Source organism: Stenotrophomonas terrae, from assembly GCF_001431465.1.
Taxonomy (GTDB): domain Bacteria; phylum Pseudomonadota; class Gammaproteobacteria; order Xanthomonadales; family Xanthomonadaceae; genus Stenotrophomonas; species Stenotrophomonas terrae.
Window position 1 is genome coordinate 84,099 of record NZ_LDJJ01000010.1, and the last position, 14,925, is coordinate 99,023.

Genomic DNA, 14,925 nt, shown 5'->3' on the forward strand with positions numbered 1-14,925 from the left:
CCTGCTTTAACCCCACTGCCCATCCACATCCGTTCCTATCCGCGTACGCCGCATCACGCGGCTCGCATGGAGCAGGAATCATGGGTAGCTCGAAGCTTGTAAACAGGCCGGCAGTTCGCAGCATGGCGCTGGCCGCCGCAGTGACGTTGTTGCTCGGCCTGCCGGTGGCAGCGGCGGTTCGCCATACCCCGTTCCCGGTCGCGGAGAGCAGCGGTGATCTCAAGGCGCCGGCCACGCAGCGCGCTCGCCAGACTCAACCCAACTTCCACGCGCCCGCTGCCACCATCTGCAGCGATACGCCGGTACTGCGCGAGGTCGCCGATCCCAGCCCGAAGCCGCAGCAGCACAACATCGCTGCGGGAGAATCCCGGCTGCGGCGTGGTGATGGCACCCATGCGGTGGCGAAGATGATCGCGCCACCTTCTCCACCGGCACCGCCCGCACCTTCGCCTGTTGCAGCCGTCGTCGAAGCGGCCGCTGACGCCAGCTACGCCGCTGCGGAAATGCCGATGGCGCCGGTTTCCGGCAGCAGTGCCGTGCGCCAGCAGCAGGTGGCGGTTACCGCCGGTGTGGTCGACGACAACGCCGACTTCGCCGCCTTCCAGCAGTTCCTGCAAGGTCACGAGGAAGCAAACAACCTGGGCCGTGATGTCAGCGTGCGCCAGCGCCTACAGGTGGTGGATGCGCAGGGCCGCCCAGTGCCGGATGCGGAGGTGGCGGTAAGCGCCCGCAATGGTGCACGGATGTGGGCGCGCACCGACGCCGGTGGCCAGGTGTGGGTGCACCCCAACGCTTTCGATGACCGTGATTCGGACAGCTATCAGGTGCAGGTGCGGCGCGCCGGCAGGACGGTGACCGCAGCCCTGCAGCGCGGGCAGAAGAATGCATTGCAGGTGATAGTGGCCGATGCGCCGTTGCCAGCGCGGGCAAAACTCGATCTGGTGTTCATGGTCGACGCCACCGGCTCGATGGCCGATGAAATCGACAAGCTGCGTGACTCCCTGCAGGGGATCGTGCGCGATATCGCGAAGCTGCCGTCCAATCCGGATATCTGCCTGGGACTGGTGACCTACCGTGACCGTGGCGACGAATACTTCGTGCGCGGTTGGGACCTGAGCAACAACGTGGCTGCCTTCCAGAAGGCGCTGGATGGCGTGCAGGCCAATGGCGGTGGCGACTATCCGGAAGCGATGAACGAGGCTTTTGATCATGCGGTGCAGTCGATGAACTGGCGCGGCACCTCGACCACGCGTCTGCTGGTGTCGCTGGCCGACGCGCCACCGCATATGGATTACCCGCAGCCGCGTTACGAACAGACCATGCTGGCGGCGTTGGGCAAGGGCATCAAGGTGTTGAGCGTGGCCGCATCGGGCCAGGACACGACCGGCGAGATCGCGCAGCGGCAGATCGCCCAGTACACCGGTGGTCGTTTCATCTTCCTCACCTACAAGGATGCAAGTGACCCCTCAAGTGGGCCGGGCAGTGAGACCGTGCATGAGGTGGAGAACTATTCGGTCGATACCCTGGACACGCTGGTGGTGCGGCTGGTGCGTGAGGAGCTGGCGCAGTTGCCGAAGGGGTGAGGCTGCGCTCCCTCCCTTTGGCGTAGCCAAGGGGAGGGTTGGGGAGGGGTTGGCTTTTTGCGGCCTCTCAGGCAATGCCAGCTTCGCGGCTTACGCCGCTCCTACAAGACCAGGCCCTGTAGTGCCGAGCCATGCTCGGCAGGGGCTCTACCGGTAACGCCTCTGCCGAGCATGGCTCGGCACTACGGTGGGTCTTCAGCGCGATGGCGGTGCGATGCTGTTGTCCTGGACATCTTCACTCGCCGTCATCATCGTGGCATCACCAGTCAGGCGCATCATCTGCAGCGCCTGTCCCTGCAGGCGGAACTCCAATGCCGATTGCAGCCGGTCCAGCGCCTGCACTTGCGCGCACAGCGACAAGGCGTGCTGCTCCAATGCACGGGTGCGGCCCTGCAGCCGCTGTTCCAGTTCTGCATCGAGCTTGTCGGTGCGCCGTTCCAGCTTGTCCTCGCCACCGGTGAACACCGCCCACAACACGCTGCGGGCAATCGAGCCGCTCAGGCTTTCGGCCGCTTCCTCCACCCGTGCGTCGAAGCCTTCGTCGAACAGGTCCTGCTCCCAACGGCCACGGCCGATGGTGTTGTCGACAAAACGCTCGGCTTCCCTGCGCAGCTTGCGCACCTTGCGTGAGTTTTTGTCGCCGGTCAGTGCGGCGTAGACCGCATCCAGCGTGTCGAAGCTGATGCCCACCGATTCCCTGGCGATGCCGGTTACCGCCGGCATCAGTTGGCGCACGCCGTTCTCCAGTGCGCGCAGGCGTTGTGCATCAGCGGCCGATACCGTCTGCATGTGGTTGTCGATGCTCAGCTGGCCATCGTGGAACACGATCTCGCGCATCGGCAATGCATCGCGGCGCAGCCAGATGCCGCCGCCGTCGACCAGTACGTTGTAGTCGGTGGACACACCGCATTGATCGGCGGACAGGTCCGGTGCCTTGACCGGGCCGGCCTGTACGGCCAGCGGCAGCAGCAGGGCCAGTGAACTGGCAATGGGCAGCAGGCGCATGGCGGGAATCTCGTGCCGGGGATTGTGTCCAGCTTGGCCATTCGCGCGGCTGACGGCGTCGGCCGGAAGTCACGTCGGCCGATTTCATCTGGAATTTACGTTGTTCAGGCAGTCACGACGCCGGCAAAAAAACTGCGCGGAACGCTTGACTGCGCAGTCCAATCCGGCAGTTGGTCCGGCCGCTTTGGCAGCCCGCGACAGCCAGCCCTTGTGCCGCAAGGCTTGGCGCATTTTTACTAGATTTGGTGTTGACCCTGTCATACACCCCCACTATCTTGTGCCTCGTCGGTTCCAGCGGGGCGTGCCTCGTTGGATTGAAAGGGAAGCCGGTGACGCCGTTAAGGCCATTCCGGCACTGCCCCGCAGCGGTAATTGGGAACGACCCCGCCACACAGCACTGAGGCAAGCGGCCTTGGGAAGCGGCGGAGTAGGAAGAAGGCCACGGCCTTCGCGCCCATGAGTCCGAAGACCTGCCGACAGCCACGCGATGCACACCGCGTGGTGCCGGCTGCGGTGTCTTCGAGGGGAAGACGGCTGGTGACGTGGTGCCGTGGCTGCTGCGACCGTCGGGTCGTGGGCCGTCGCGGCTGCTGCGACGCCGTCCTTCCATGCTCGCGTCTCCGTACCGGCTCTGCTTTCTGCGCGGGCAGGAGCTGCGTGCATAACGTTTGCAAGGACACCATCGTCGTGACTGCCACTCATACTGAAGTCGCTCCGGCTGAAGCCGGTTTTGAACTGACCCCGCCGCCGACCGCCACCGCCATGAGCGTGACCAAGCGCAATGGCAGCACCGAGCCGGTAGACCTGAACAAGATTGTCCGCGCCATCCAGCGCTGCTGCGAGGGCCTGCATGCGGTGGACCCGATGCGCGTGGCCACCCGCACCATCTCCGGCCTGTACAACGGCGCCAGCACCCAGGAACTGGATGAGCTGTCGATCCGTACCGCCGCGCTGCTGATCGGCGAAGAGCCCGAATACGGCCGTCTGGCCGCGCGCCTGCTGGCCAACTTCATCGGCAAGGAAGTGTCCGGGCAGGAGATCCATGCGTTCTCGCAGTCGGTCGGCCGTGGCCACGAAGTGGGCCTGATCAACGACCGCCTGCTCAACTTCGTGCAGGTCAATGCACGCAAGCTCAACGATGCGATCGATCCGGGCTACGACCTGAACTTCGATTACTTCGGTCTGCGCACCATGTATGACCGCTACCTGCTGCGTCACCCGCATACGCGCAAGGTCATCGAGACCCCGCAGCAGTTCTTCCTGCGCATCGCCAGCGCGCTGAGCGAGGACGTGCCCGAAGCATTGGCGCTGTACCAGCGCCTGGGCAGCCTGGACTATCTGCCGTCCAGCCCGACCCTGTTCAACGCCGGCACCAGCCACGAGCAGCTGTCCTCGTGCTTCCTGCTGGATTCGCCGCAGGATTCGCTGGAGTCCATCTATGACCGCTATGCCGATATCGCGCAGCTGTCCAAGTTCAGCGGCGGCATCGGCGTCAGCTATACCCGCGTGCGTTCGCGCGGCTCGCTGATCAAGTCGACCAACGGCCACTCCAACGGCATCGTGCCGTGGTTGAAGACGCTCGATTCCTCGGTGGCTGCGGTCAACCAGGGTGGCAAGCGCAAGGGCGCGGCCTGCGTGTATCTGGAAACCTGGCACGCCGACATCGAGGACTTCCTCGAGCTGCGCGACAACGCCGGTGACGATTCGCGCCGCACCCACAACCTCAACCTGGCCAACTGGGTGCCGGACCTGTTCATGCAGCGCGTGGAAGCGGACCAGGAATGGTCGCTGTTCGATCCGCGCGTGGTGCCGGAGCTCACCGACTTGTACGGCCCGGCCTTCGAGCAGGCCTACCTGCAGGCTGAAACCCAGGGCAAGGCGCGCAAGAGCGTGTCCGCGCGCAAGCTGTATTCGCGGATGATGCGCACCCTGGCCGAGACCGGCAACGGCTGGATGACGTTCAAGGACAAGTGCAACCTGGCCAGCAACCAGACCCTGCGCGCCGGCAACGTGATCCACCTGTCCAACCTGTGCACCGAGATCCTGGAGATCACCTCCAACGATGAGACCGCGGTCTGCAACCTGGGCTCGATCAACCTGGGCAACCACCTCGACGCCCACGGCGACTTCGATTTCGAGAAGCTGGCCGAGACCGTGCGCCTGGCCGTGCGCCAGCTCGACCGCGTCATCGACCTGAACTTCTATCCGATTGAAACCGCCCGCCGCGGCAACCTGCGCTGGCGCCCGGTCGGGCTGGGCTGCATGGGCCTGCAGGACGTGTTCTTCCGCAAGCGCATGGCGTTTGATTCGGACGAAGCCCGCGCGCTGTCGGCCAGGATCGCCGAGGCCATCTACTTCCACGCACTGGAAGTGTCCTGCGAACTGGCTCAGGAACGTGGCAAGCATCCCTCGTTCAACGACACTCGTGCCGCCCATGGCGAACTGCAGTTCGACGCCTGGAACGTGGTGCCGGCCGACGTCGAGCGCTGGGACGCGCTGCGTGAGCGCATCAAGCAGCACGGCCTGCGCAACTCGCTGATGATCGCCATTGCGCCCACCGCCACCATCGCCTCGATTGCCGGTTGCTACGAATGCGTGGAACCGCAGGTCTCCAACCTGTTCAAGCGCGAAACCCTGTCCGGTGACTTCCTGCAGATCAACCGTCATCTGGTAGGCGAGCTGAAGCAGCTGGGTATGTGGACCGCGGAGATGCGCGATGCGATCAAGCTGGCTGACGGTTCTATCCAGAACCTGCCGCAGATCCCGGAAACGCTGCGGCACATCTACCGCACCGCTTGGGAACTGCCGATGCGTTCGCTGATCGACATGGCCGCTGACCGCGGCGCCTTCATCGACCAGTCGGCCTCGCTCAACCTTTTCATGGAAAGCCCGAACATCGGTGCGATGTCGTCCATGTACATGTACGCGTGGAAGAAGGGCATCAAGACCACCTATTACCTGCGTTCGCGTCCGGCCACCAAGATCGCCAAGACCACGGTCAGCAGCTACACCCCGGTTGAGGCCGTGGCCTGCTCGCTGGAAAACCCGGAAGCCTGCGAAGCCTGCCAGTAACCGCTCAAGCCCCTCTCCCGCCCGCGGGAGAGGGGTTGGGGTGCGGGCGCTCTGCAAGCAAGCAAACCCAAGCCTCCCAGTACCAACCCTCATCCGGCGCTACGCGCCACCTTCTCCCGCAGGGAGAAGGGAATGGAGATCCAATATGTCCGAGTCCCCCCGTCAAATGCTGCTCGATCCCGGTTTCGAGCTGACCCTGCGTCCGATGCGTTACCCGGACTTCTACGAGATGTACCGCAACGCCATCAAGAACAGCTGGACGGTGGAGGAGATCAATTTCCAGATCGACATCACCGACCTGCACCAGAAGATGTCGCCGGCCGATCAGCACCTGATCCATCGTTTGGTGGCGTTCTTCGCCACCGGCGATTCCATCGTGTCGAACAACCTGGTGCTGAACCTGTACCAGCACCTCAATGCGCCGGAAGCGCGCATGTACCTGTCGCGCCAGCTGTATGAAGAAGCGCTGCACGTGCAGTTCTACCTGACCCTTCTGGACAACTACCTGCCGGACCCTGAAGAACGCTTCAAGGCCTTCGCGGCGGTGGAGAACATCGACTCGATCAAGAAGAAGGCCGACTTCTGCTTCAAGTGGATCGACTCGCTGCAGGAAACCAAGCGCCTGGAAACCCGTGAGGACCGCCGCCAGTTCCTGCTCAACCAGATCTGCTTTGCCGCCTGCATCGAAGGCCTGTTCTTCTTTGCCGCCTTTGCCTACGTGTACTACTTCCGTTCGCGCGGCCTGCTGCCGGGCCTGGCTTCGGGTACCAACTGGGTGTTCCGCGACGAGAGCTGCCACATGGAATTCGCGTTCGAGTGCGTGCGCAAGATCCGCGCCGAGGAACCCGATCTGTTCGACGCGAAGATGGAGCAGGAGGTCTACCAGATGCTGGAAGAGGCGATCGAGTGCGAAGTGCAGTTCGCCGAGGACGTGCTGTCCGGTGGCGTGGCTGGCATTTCCACCCGCGACATGCGCCAGTACCTGCAGCACTGTGCCGACAACCATTTCCTGAAGCTGGGCATGGCCAAGAAGTACAACGTGCGCAACCCGCTACCGTTCATGGAATTGCAGGACGTGCAGGAACTGACCAACTTCTTCGAACGCCGTGCGTCTGCCTACCAGGTCGGCGTGCAGGGTGAAGTAGCGTTCGATATGGCGTTTTGATTTTCTCCCTCGCGTGCGCCAAGCGCGCTGGTCTCCCTCCCTTTCACCGCAGGTGAAGGGGAGGGCTGGGGAGGGGTGCTTCAGGCTCTACACGCAAAGCCTGTTCGCTTTTTTCAGGATGCTCAGGCAACAGCAACAGCATCGCTCCCCAACCCTCCCCTGCGCGTTGCGCAAGGGAGGGGGTAGAGCGGAGCGTCGCGGCTGCGCTTGTCTCCCTCCCTTTCACCGCAGGTGAAGGGGAGGGTTGGGGAGGGGTGCTTCTGAGCTTCTGAGGCTTTATCGGCTTCGCGGCTTGCGCCGCTCCTGCAAAGCCTTGGCTGCATACACAAGCCGCACAGCTTGGCGGGCGTATCATCGGCGCCAACTTACAGGTGATACCCCCATGACCCCTATCGTCGAAACCAATCCGCCGGTCGAAGTCCGCATGGCGGAAATCGTATTCCCCAACCACACCAACCATATGGGCACGCTGTTCGGCGGCCAGGCGCTGGCGTGGATGGACAAGGCGGCCTTCCTTGCCGCAGCCCGTTATTCGCGTTGCACCGTGGTTACCGCGCGCTCGGACCAGGTCGATTTCAAGCTGCCGATCCGCATCGGACAGATGGTGGAAACCATCGGCCGGGTGGTCAAGGTCGGCCGCAGCTCGATGCATGTGGAAGTGGAGCTGATTGCCGAAGACCTGCACAACGGCGAGCGTGCGCTCTGCACCAAGGGTACGTTCGTGATGATCGCGCTCGATGGCGAAGGTCATCCGACCACCGTGCCGGCGTTGCCGACGCAGGCCTGAGCCGCACGGCGATGAGCACTTCTTCGGTACAGGCCGGGCGTTTGTCACCTGCAGTGATCACCGAGCTGCCAGAGTTCATCGCCGGCCATCGGCGCCTGTTCGTGGTCACTGGCGCCGGTTGCAGCACCGACTCCGGCATTCCCGATTACCGCGACAGCGACGGCCAATGGAAGCGCACGCCGCCGGTGACCTACCAGGCCTTCATGGGCGAGCAGGCAACCCGCCAGCGTTACTGGGCGCGCAGCCTGCTGGGTTGGCCGCGTTTCGGCCAGGCCCGGCCCAATGCCACCCACCACGCGCTGGCGGCGTTGGAGGCCGATGGTCGTATCGAGTTGCTGCTGACCCAGAACGTGGACTGCCTGCATCAGCAGGCCGGCAGCCATACCGTGATCGACCTGCATGGTCGCCTCGACCAGGTACGCTGCATGGGCTGCGAAGCCCGCTCCTCACGGGCATTGCTGCAACAACGGCTGCTGGACGCCAACCCGGGCTGGGAGACCTTGCAGGCCGGCATCGCGCCGGACGGTGATGCGGACCTGGAGGCCGATTTCTCCAGCTTCAACGTGCCCACCTGCGAGGTCTGTGGCGGTGTGCTCAAGCCGGATGTGGTGTTCTTCGGTGAGAACGTGCCGCGCGAACGTGTGGCGGCCGTGCATGAGCATCTACAGCGCTCGGATGCGGTGCTGGTGGTGGGCTCGTCGCTGATGGTGTATTCGGGTTTCCGCTTCGTTGATGCTGCCGCCAAGGCCGGCCTGCCAATAGCAGCGGTCAATCTGGGCCGGACCCGCGCCGATGCCTTGCTGTCGTTGAAGGTGCAGATGCCGTGCGCGCAGGCGCTGGCCTTCCTGCTTGATGGTGCCAAGACGCAGTGATCCATCACACCGGTTGAATCGGCGGCTGCGGCAGCGTGCAATGGGCGCCTTTCCCGTTTGATGGAACGCCCCACGTGAGTCAGCTTTTCTCACCGTTGTCGCTAGGCCCGCTTGCCCTATCCAACCGTATCGTCATCGCGCCGATGTGCCAGTACTCGGCCGATGAGGGCGATGCCACCGATTGGCACACCATCCATCTTGGCCAGCTGGCGCAGTCCGGCGCCGGCCTGCTGATCATCGAGGCGACTGCGGTGTCGCCACGCGCACGCATCAGCTGGGCCGATCTGGGCCTGTGGGACGATGCCACCGAAGCCGCGCTGGGCAAGGTGCTGGCATCGGTACGGCGCTGGTCGCCGATGCCGATCGGTGTGCAGCTCGCGCATGCCGGACGCAAGGCATCTACTGCCCGGCCATGGGAGGGTGGCGGTGCCATCGCGCCGGAGCAGGCGCATGGCTGGCAGGTGCTGGCGCCATCGCCGCTGCCGTTCAAGGCCGGCGATCCCACGCCCGAGGCACTGGATAGCGCGGGCATCGATGCGGTGGTGGAGGACTTTGTCGCCGCCGCCCAGCGCGCCGTGCGGCTGGGATTGCAGTTGATCGAGCTGCATGCCGCGCATGGCTACCTGCTGCACCAGTTCCTGTCGCCGCTGAGCAACCAGCGCGATGACGCCTATGGTGGCTCGCTGGAAAACCGCATGCGGCTGCTGCTGCGGGTATTCGATGCGGTACGCGCGGTGTTGCCGGCGGATGTCGCGCTGGGCGTGCGCATCTCCGCCACCGATTGGGTGGAAGGCGGCTGGGATGTTGCGCAGAGCATTGAGCTGGCCAAGGTGCTGGAGGCGCGCGGCAATCACTTCCTGCATGTTTCCAGCGGTGGCTTGGACCCGCGTCAGCAGATTCCGCTTGGCCCGGGTTACCAGGTGCCGCAGGCGGCGGCGATCAAGGCCGCGATCAGCACGCCGGTGATCGCGGTGGGCTTGATCACCGAGCCAGCGCACGCCGAAGCCATCCTGGTTGAAGCCAAGGCCGATGCCATTGGTCTTGCCCGCGGCATCCTGTACGACCCGCGTTGGCCATGGCATGCCGCCGCCGCGCTGGGTGCTCAAGTGAGCGCATCGCCGCAGTACCTGCGCTGCGAGCCACACGAGCTGCGTGGCCTGTTCAAATCCGCCGAGCAGGGCTGAGCGGGCTTGTCATGGCAAGCGTCGGCGGGCATGTCGCAGCCGACGCTCAGGCGTGGTCGCTGTCGGCGCGCCACGCCGGCGGCAGGGCGGTAACGATGTGCTGCAGCAGCGAGCGTACTTTCGGGGTCAGGTCACGGCGGTCGCTGACGCACAGGAACAGGTGCATCGGCTCAGGTGAGGCATGTGCATCACCGGCCGCCTCGCTCTGGAACAAGGCCTGCAGCTCGCCGCGCGCGATATAGGGCGCGGCGACGAAGGCGGTCAGGCGGGTGATGCCGCCGTCGTTGGCGGCCATGGCCGCCAAGGCATCGGCATCGTCGCTGACCATGGCCGGGCGGACGTCGGCATTGAAGCGCAGGCCGTCGCGGACGAAACGCCAGGGCAGGTAGCGGCCATCGGTGGGGTAGCGGAACAGCAGGCAGCGGTGCTCGTGCAGCTCTTCCGGTGCCTGCGGAGTGCCCGCACTGGCCAGGTAGGCCGGCGAGGCACAGAACAGCAGCGGCACCTGCGCGAGTGGGCGTGCCACCAGCCCTTCCTCCAGCTGCGGTTCGATGCGGATGCTGACATCCACGTTCTCGTGGGCGTGGTCGACACTGCGGTCGGCCAGCAGCAGTTCCAGTTCCAGGCGCGGATAGCGCTGCTGCAGGCCGGGCAGCAGCGGCGCCAGCACATGCCGCCCGAAGGCGGCGGTGCTGGCGATGCGCAGGCGGCCGCTGGGCTGCGCGTCGGGGTCGGTCACCGCCGCGTGCGCCCGCTGCAGGTCGCGTTCGATATGACGCACCTGTGCCAGGTACAGCGCGCCGCGCTCGGTCAGTGCCAGCTGGCGGGTAGTGCGGTTGAACAGGCGCACGCCCAGATGGGCTTCCAGGCGGGCGATGTTCTGGCCCACGGCGGCGGCGCTGATGCCCAGGGTGCGGGCAGCACCGGCCAGGCTGCCGGCGTCCGCGGTGCGGATGAAGCTGCGAATGGATTGGAGGCTATTCATGCTGACCGGCATTTTCCGGGTTGATTGCAAAGAAATTCTTTATAAAGCGCCAAGCCTGCCCTGCCTAGCCGAGCGGCGGGCCGCTGCCTATGATGCCGGCCCTGCAATCGCCTGATTGCGTCGATGAATGGAGGCCGCCGAATGAGCGCATCATCCCGCCCAGCTGCCGTGGGACGCAGGAAACTGCATGTCCGCGCCACCCCCTATGTGTTCGCCTTCTTCATGTCCTCGATCATGGCCATGCTGATGTGCATCGTGATCACCGCCGCCAATTCCAATATTGATGGCCAGTTCGTGCGACGGGTGTTGTCTTCCTACAGCCTGGCGATGCCGATCGCCTTCTTCTGCGTGCTGCTGGTACGGCCGCTGGTGATGCGGCTGGTGGCGCTGACCGTGCATCCGCACTGAGCCGGAGGCGACGGTGTCAGCTGCAACTGTCTTTGGCGGGTAGTGACCGGAACGGTTACTTTCCACGACCCGCCTGTTAGATGTCGTTGACCATGCGTCCTGATTTCATCCTCACCCTTTCCTGCCCGGACCGTACCGGTATCGTCTATGGCGTGTCCGGCCTGCTGTTCGAGACAGGCTGCAACATCCTCGATGCCCAGCAGTTCGGTGACGATGAAAGCGGTCGGTTTTTCCTGCGCGTGCACTTCGACATGCGCAGGGCCGGTGATGAGCCGCTGGTACGCGCGCGCCTGCAGGAGCTGGGCGCATCGTTTGCGATGGACTGGCAGCTGCATGATGCACGCCGGCGTGCGCGCCTGCTGGTGCTGGTCAGCAAGCAGGGCCATTGCCTCAACGACCTGCTGTTCCGCACCCATAGCCGCCAGTTGAAGGTGGATATCGCCGCGGTGGCCTCCAACCACAACGACTTCGCCGCCCTCTCGGGTTCCTATGGCGTGCCGTTCCATCACCTGCCGGTGGATGCCGACAACCGCGAGCAGCAGGAGCAGCAGATCATCGACCTGGTGGAACGTGAGCGTATCGATCTGGTGGTGCTGGCGCGCTACATGCAGATTCTGTCGCCACGGCTATGCCAGGCGCTGTCGGGCCGCGCCATCAATATTCATCACAGCTTTCTGCCCAGCTTCAAGGGCGCCCAGCCGTATCACCAGGCGCATGCGCGCGGGGTCAAGATCATCGGCGCCACCGCGCATTACGTTACCTCGGACCTGGACGAAGGCCCGATCATCGAGCAGGACGTGGCGCGCGTGGATCACGCCATGACGCCGCGTGACCTGGTGCAGCTGGGCAGCGATACCGAATCGCAGGTACTGGCGCGCGCGGTACGCCGGCACGTGGAGCACCGCATCCTGCTCAACGGCCACCGCACGGTGGTATTCCGCTGATCAGCCGATCTGGATCCCGCATTCGCCCAGGGCAATGCGGGTGACGGCATCGTTGTCGGCGCTTACCGGGCGGGTCAGATCCCACAGGAAGCGCACGGCAAAGCCGCTGATGGCGGCGTCCTGCGCGCTCCACAGCACGCAGTAGTCGCGCGCCAGGCCGCAGACATGCACCTCGCGGATGCCGCGTTCATGCAGCCAGCCGGCCAGTCCGGTGGGTGCACGCGTAGCCTGTGGGCCGATGTTCTCGCGGAACGCGCTATACGAATCCACGTCGCGCTGCGTGCCTTTGCGCAGGATCAGGTCGGCATGCTTCCAGTCCACGCGCGCGTCCAGGCTGGCCCGGGCGCTGCCTTGCACGCAGTGGTCCGGCCACAGCGTCTGCGCCTGGCCATGCAGTTCAATACTGTCGAACGGCTTGCGGCCGGCATGCTGACTGGCAAACGAGGCGTGATCGGCCGGGTGCCAATCCTGGGTGGCCACCACGGTGGCGTAGTGGCGCGCGTCCAGCAGCGCGGCAATGGCGGGCACGATCGCATCGCCGTGTTGGCAGGGCAGGGCGCCGCCGGGCATGAAATCCGGTTGCAGGTCAATGACCAGCAGCGCAACGTCTGTTCCGTACATCGGCAACTTCCTGACGCGGGGGATGCACAGTTTACGGCAGCGGCAAAAAACCAAGGTAATGTCGAGCCGTGCTCGGCAGAGGGAGCGGAACTGTAGTGCCGAGCCATGCTCGGCAAGGGGCGTTCCCGGCAATATCGATAGGAGCGGCGTAAGCCGCGAAGCGAGCAGAGCCAAAGCACCCCTCCCCAACCCTCCCCTTGGCCTTCGGCCAAAGGGAGGGGGCGAAGCTGTAGTGCCGAGCCATGCTCGGCAGGGGCTTTCCCAACAAAACGCGTAGGAGCGGCGTAAGCCGCGAAGCAGACAGAGCCAAGGTGCTCCTTCCCAACTCGCCTCTTCGCTACGCGAAAGGGAGGGAGCGAATGCAGATCAATGCGCTGACGAACGCGAGAACAGGTTGATCACCAGCACCCCTGCGCAGATCAGGCCGATGCCGACGACAGCGGCCAGGTCGAGCTTCTGCTTGAACACGAACAGGCCGATCAGCGAGATCAGCACGATGCCCACGCCGGACCAGATCGCATAGGCGATGCCGGTAGGTATGGTTTTCATCACCAACGCCAGCAACCAGAAGCACACGCTATAACCCAGCAATGCGCCAACGGTGGGCCACAGCCGGCTCATGCCGTCGGAGGCCTTGAGCAGCGAGGTGGCGGCCACTTCCAGGGCGATGGCGCAGGCCAGCAGGGCATAGGCGTTCATTGAACAGGCTCGGTGGGGCGGACGGGGCATGGATTCTAGCGGGGACGGTCTTCGGCCTGGGTGATGCGAGCGGGCTGGCGTCTTACGGTGCATGGATACACTCCGAGCACGTTGCGCCTGGGCTGTCGGCCGTCAGCCGGTACCGCGATGCAGGAGGCCGCTGTGGAATCACGGAGCATGGGGGGGCAGTACCGTCGCCTGGGTGGGCATGTGCAGGACGCGCGGCGGGGACGCGCGCGCCTTGCTGTCCTGGCGGCGGTGCTGTGTTTTTTGCCAGCCGTGACGGCACTGGCGCAACACCGGTCCTACAACGTGCCGGCGGCGGTGCCGAGCGCGGAGGTCGCGCAGCTTGAAGCGGAACGGCGGCAGCTGTTCCAGAAGATCCTCGAGCAACCGGCGGATCTGGATGCCGGCTTTGCTTATGCGGTGCTGTCCACCCGCGTTGGCGACTATGAGGCGGCCATCGCCACCTACGAGCGCATGTTGATCCTGCGTCCGGGTACTCCGCGCCTGCAGCTGGAACTGGCGGCACTGTACTTCCGTCTGGGTGCTTACCCACGTGCGCGGCAGTTGTTCGAGCGGGTATTGGCGTTGCCGGAAACACCGGACACGGTGCGTCGCCGGATTGCCGGCTATATGGCCGTCATCGAAGGCGAGCGGAAGCAGCGGGGTGGCTTCAGCGGCATGCTGAGCCTGGGTACGCGCGTGGAAAGCAATGCCAACGGCGCGCCGGACCGCGACAGCATCAGTTTGAATGGCCGTGATTTCGAACTGGCGCCGGACTCGCGCGCGGCCAGTGACAGCAGCCTGCAGTTGGGTGCCTTGCTGCGCTATCGGCAGCCGGTGTCAAAGCAGGGCGATGTGCTGGATGTGTCGCTGGCGGCCGCGTCCAGCCGCTACCGGGAACTTGCTGATCTGGGCAGTGATGGACTGGAACTGCGGCTGGGGCCGGATTTCTCGCTCAATCGTTGGGGGCTGCGCGATGGCCGCGTCGCGCTTGCCGGATTGTTCGGCCAGACCTGGCTGGATGGCACGCGCTACATGCATTCCGCTGGCCTGGCCGTTGCCTTCCGCAAGCCGGTGGGGCGCGAATCATTGATCGCCGCCAATATCGACTGGCGGGACGAGCGCTATACGCCGGCGCCGGAGCTGGCCAGTGCCAAGGGCTATTCCGGTGATCGCTACCGCGCCAGTGTCAGCTACAGCCGCCAGCTTGCCGACGATTGGCAGCTGTTGCTCAGCCCCGGGGTGGAGCGGCGGCAGGCGCGGGTGGACTTCAACAGTTACTGGGAGCCGCGTTTCAACCTCGGCGTGAACTACCGCTACCCGGCGTTGCTGGGCAAGCGCAGCCAGCCGTGGATGCTCGCGCTGAGCGCGCAGACGGCGCGCCGGGTCAACGATGTGCCGATGGCGGTGATCAGCCGCGACCAGCGCCAGCGCGGTAACGAACTGGTGCTGCAGGCGGTGCAGACCATTCCCCTGCGCAGCAGCACCGATCTGCAGTTGTACGCGGGCTACCGGCGGCTGCATTCCAACTATGAGCTGCGCGAGTACAGCAACCGGTTTGCCGGCTTTTCACTGATTCAGGCGTTCTGAGGAT

Annotated in this window: 13 protein-coding genes and 1 riboswitch; of the genes, 9 read left to right on the forward strand and 4 right to left on the reverse strand. The window is 64.8% G+C overall.

Annotated features, from left to right (window positions below; genetic code table 11):
• Window positions 1-122 precede the first annotated feature (122 nt).
• A complete protein-coding gene (locus ABB27_RS04295) occupies window positions 123-1,583 on the forward strand; it encodes a vWA domain-containing protein (RefSeq protein WP_057626995.1) in 1,461 nt (486 codons plus the stop codon).
• Window positions 1,584-1,778: 195 nt separating this feature from the next.
• Here ABB27_RS04295 and ABB27_RS04300 read toward each other — a convergent pair whose 3' ends face one another.
• Complete coding sequence (locus tag ABB27_RS04300; protein WP_057626996.1) at window positions 1,779-2,588, reverse strand: DUF2884 family protein; 810 nt, start codon at window positions 2,586-2,588, stop codon at window positions 1,779-1,781.
• 268 nt (window positions 2,589-2,856) lie between these two features.
• Window positions 2,857-3,080, forward strand: a riboswitch (cobalamin riboswitch).
• 270 nt (window positions 3,081-3,350) lie between these two features.
• Here ABB27_RS04300 and ABB27_RS04305 point away from each other — a divergent pair.
• The 5 genes from ABB27_RS04305 (at window position 3,351) to ABB27_RS04325 (ending at window position 9,668) form a co-directional block, all read left to right on the forward strand.
• Window positions 3,351-5,660 (forward strand): ribonucleoside-diphosphate reductase subunit alpha, encoded by a 2,310-nt coding sequence (locus ABB27_RS04305; protein ID WP_244479135.1) that lies wholly within the window; start codon window positions 3,351-3,353, stop codon window positions 5,658-5,660.
• 145 nt (window positions 5,661-5,805) lie between these two features.
• Complete coding sequence (locus ABB27_RS04310; RefSeq protein WP_057626998.1) at window positions 5,806-6,825, forward strand: ribonucleotide-diphosphate reductase subunit beta; 1,020 nt, start codon at window positions 5,806-5,808, stop codon at window positions 6,823-6,825.
• 382 nt (window positions 6,826-7,207) lie between these two features.
• Window positions 7,208-7,612 carry an acyl-CoA thioesterase gene (locus tag ABB27_RS04315; RefSeq protein ID WP_057626999.1) on the forward strand — a complete coding sequence of 135 codons (405 nt, stop codon included), beginning with the start codon at window positions 7,208-7,210 and terminating at the stop codon, window positions 7,610-7,612.
• A 53-nt stretch (window positions 7,613-7,665) separates the two neighbouring features.
• The gene (locus ABB27_RS04320; RefSeq protein ID WP_244479136.1) at window positions 7,666-8,484 is read left to right on the forward strand and encodes an NAD-dependent protein deacetylase; all 819 of its coding nucleotides are present in this window, start codon (window positions 7,666-7,668) and stop codon (window positions 8,482-8,484) included.
• Between the two features lie 74 nt (window positions 8,485-8,558).
• Complete coding sequence (locus tag ABB27_RS04325) at window positions 8,559-9,668, forward strand: NADH:flavin oxidoreductase/NADH oxidase (protein ID WP_057627001.1); 1,110 nt, start codon at window positions 8,559-8,561, stop codon at window positions 9,666-9,668.
• Between the two features lie 46 nt (window positions 9,669-9,714).
• Here ABB27_RS04325 and ABB27_RS04330 read toward each other — a convergent pair whose 3' ends face one another.
• On the reverse strand, window positions 9,715-10,653 hold the full coding sequence (locus ABB27_RS04330; protein WP_057627048.1) for a LysR family transcriptional regulator: 939 nt from the start codon (window positions 10,651-10,653) through the stop codon (window positions 9,715-9,717).
• A gap of 141 nt (window positions 10,654-10,794) precedes the next feature.
• Between ABB27_RS04330 and ABB27_RS04335 the strand changes: the two genes are divergently transcribed.
• A complete protein-coding gene (locus ABB27_RS04335) occupies window positions 10,795-11,061 on the forward strand; it encodes a DUF2798 domain-containing protein (protein WP_057627002.1) in 267 nt (88 codons plus the stop codon).
• A 92-nt stretch (window positions 11,062-11,153) separates the two neighbouring features.
• A complete protein-coding gene (gene purU, locus ABB27_RS04340; protein ID WP_057627049.1) occupies window positions 11,154-12,005 on the forward strand; it encodes a formyltetrahydrofolate deformylase in 852 nt (283 codons plus the stop codon).
• Here purU and ABB27_RS04345 read toward each other — a convergent pair whose 3' ends face one another.
• Together ABB27_RS04345 and ABB27_RS04350 are read right to left on the reverse strand one after the other, a co-directional pair.
• Window positions 12,006-12,626, reverse strand: coding sequence for a nicotinamidase (locus tag ABB27_RS04345; protein ID WP_057627003.1), 621 nt, complete (start codon window positions 12,624-12,626; stop codon window positions 12,006-12,008).
• Between the two features lie 366 nt (window positions 12,627-12,992).
• Entirely contained in the window at window positions 12,993-13,325 is a 333-nt protein-coding gene (locus tag ABB27_RS04350) for an SMR family transporter (protein WP_057627004.1), read from the reverse strand.
• Window positions 13,326-13,502: 177 nt separating this feature from the next.
• Here ABB27_RS04350 and ABB27_RS04355 point away from each other — a divergent pair, with 177 nt between their 5' ends.
• On the forward strand, window positions 13,503-14,921 hold the full coding sequence (locus ABB27_RS04355) for a tetratricopeptide repeat protein (RefSeq protein ID WP_161809608.1): 1,419 nt from the start codon (window positions 13,503-13,505) through the stop codon (window positions 14,919-14,921).
• Window positions 14,922-14,925 lie beyond the last annotated feature (4 nt).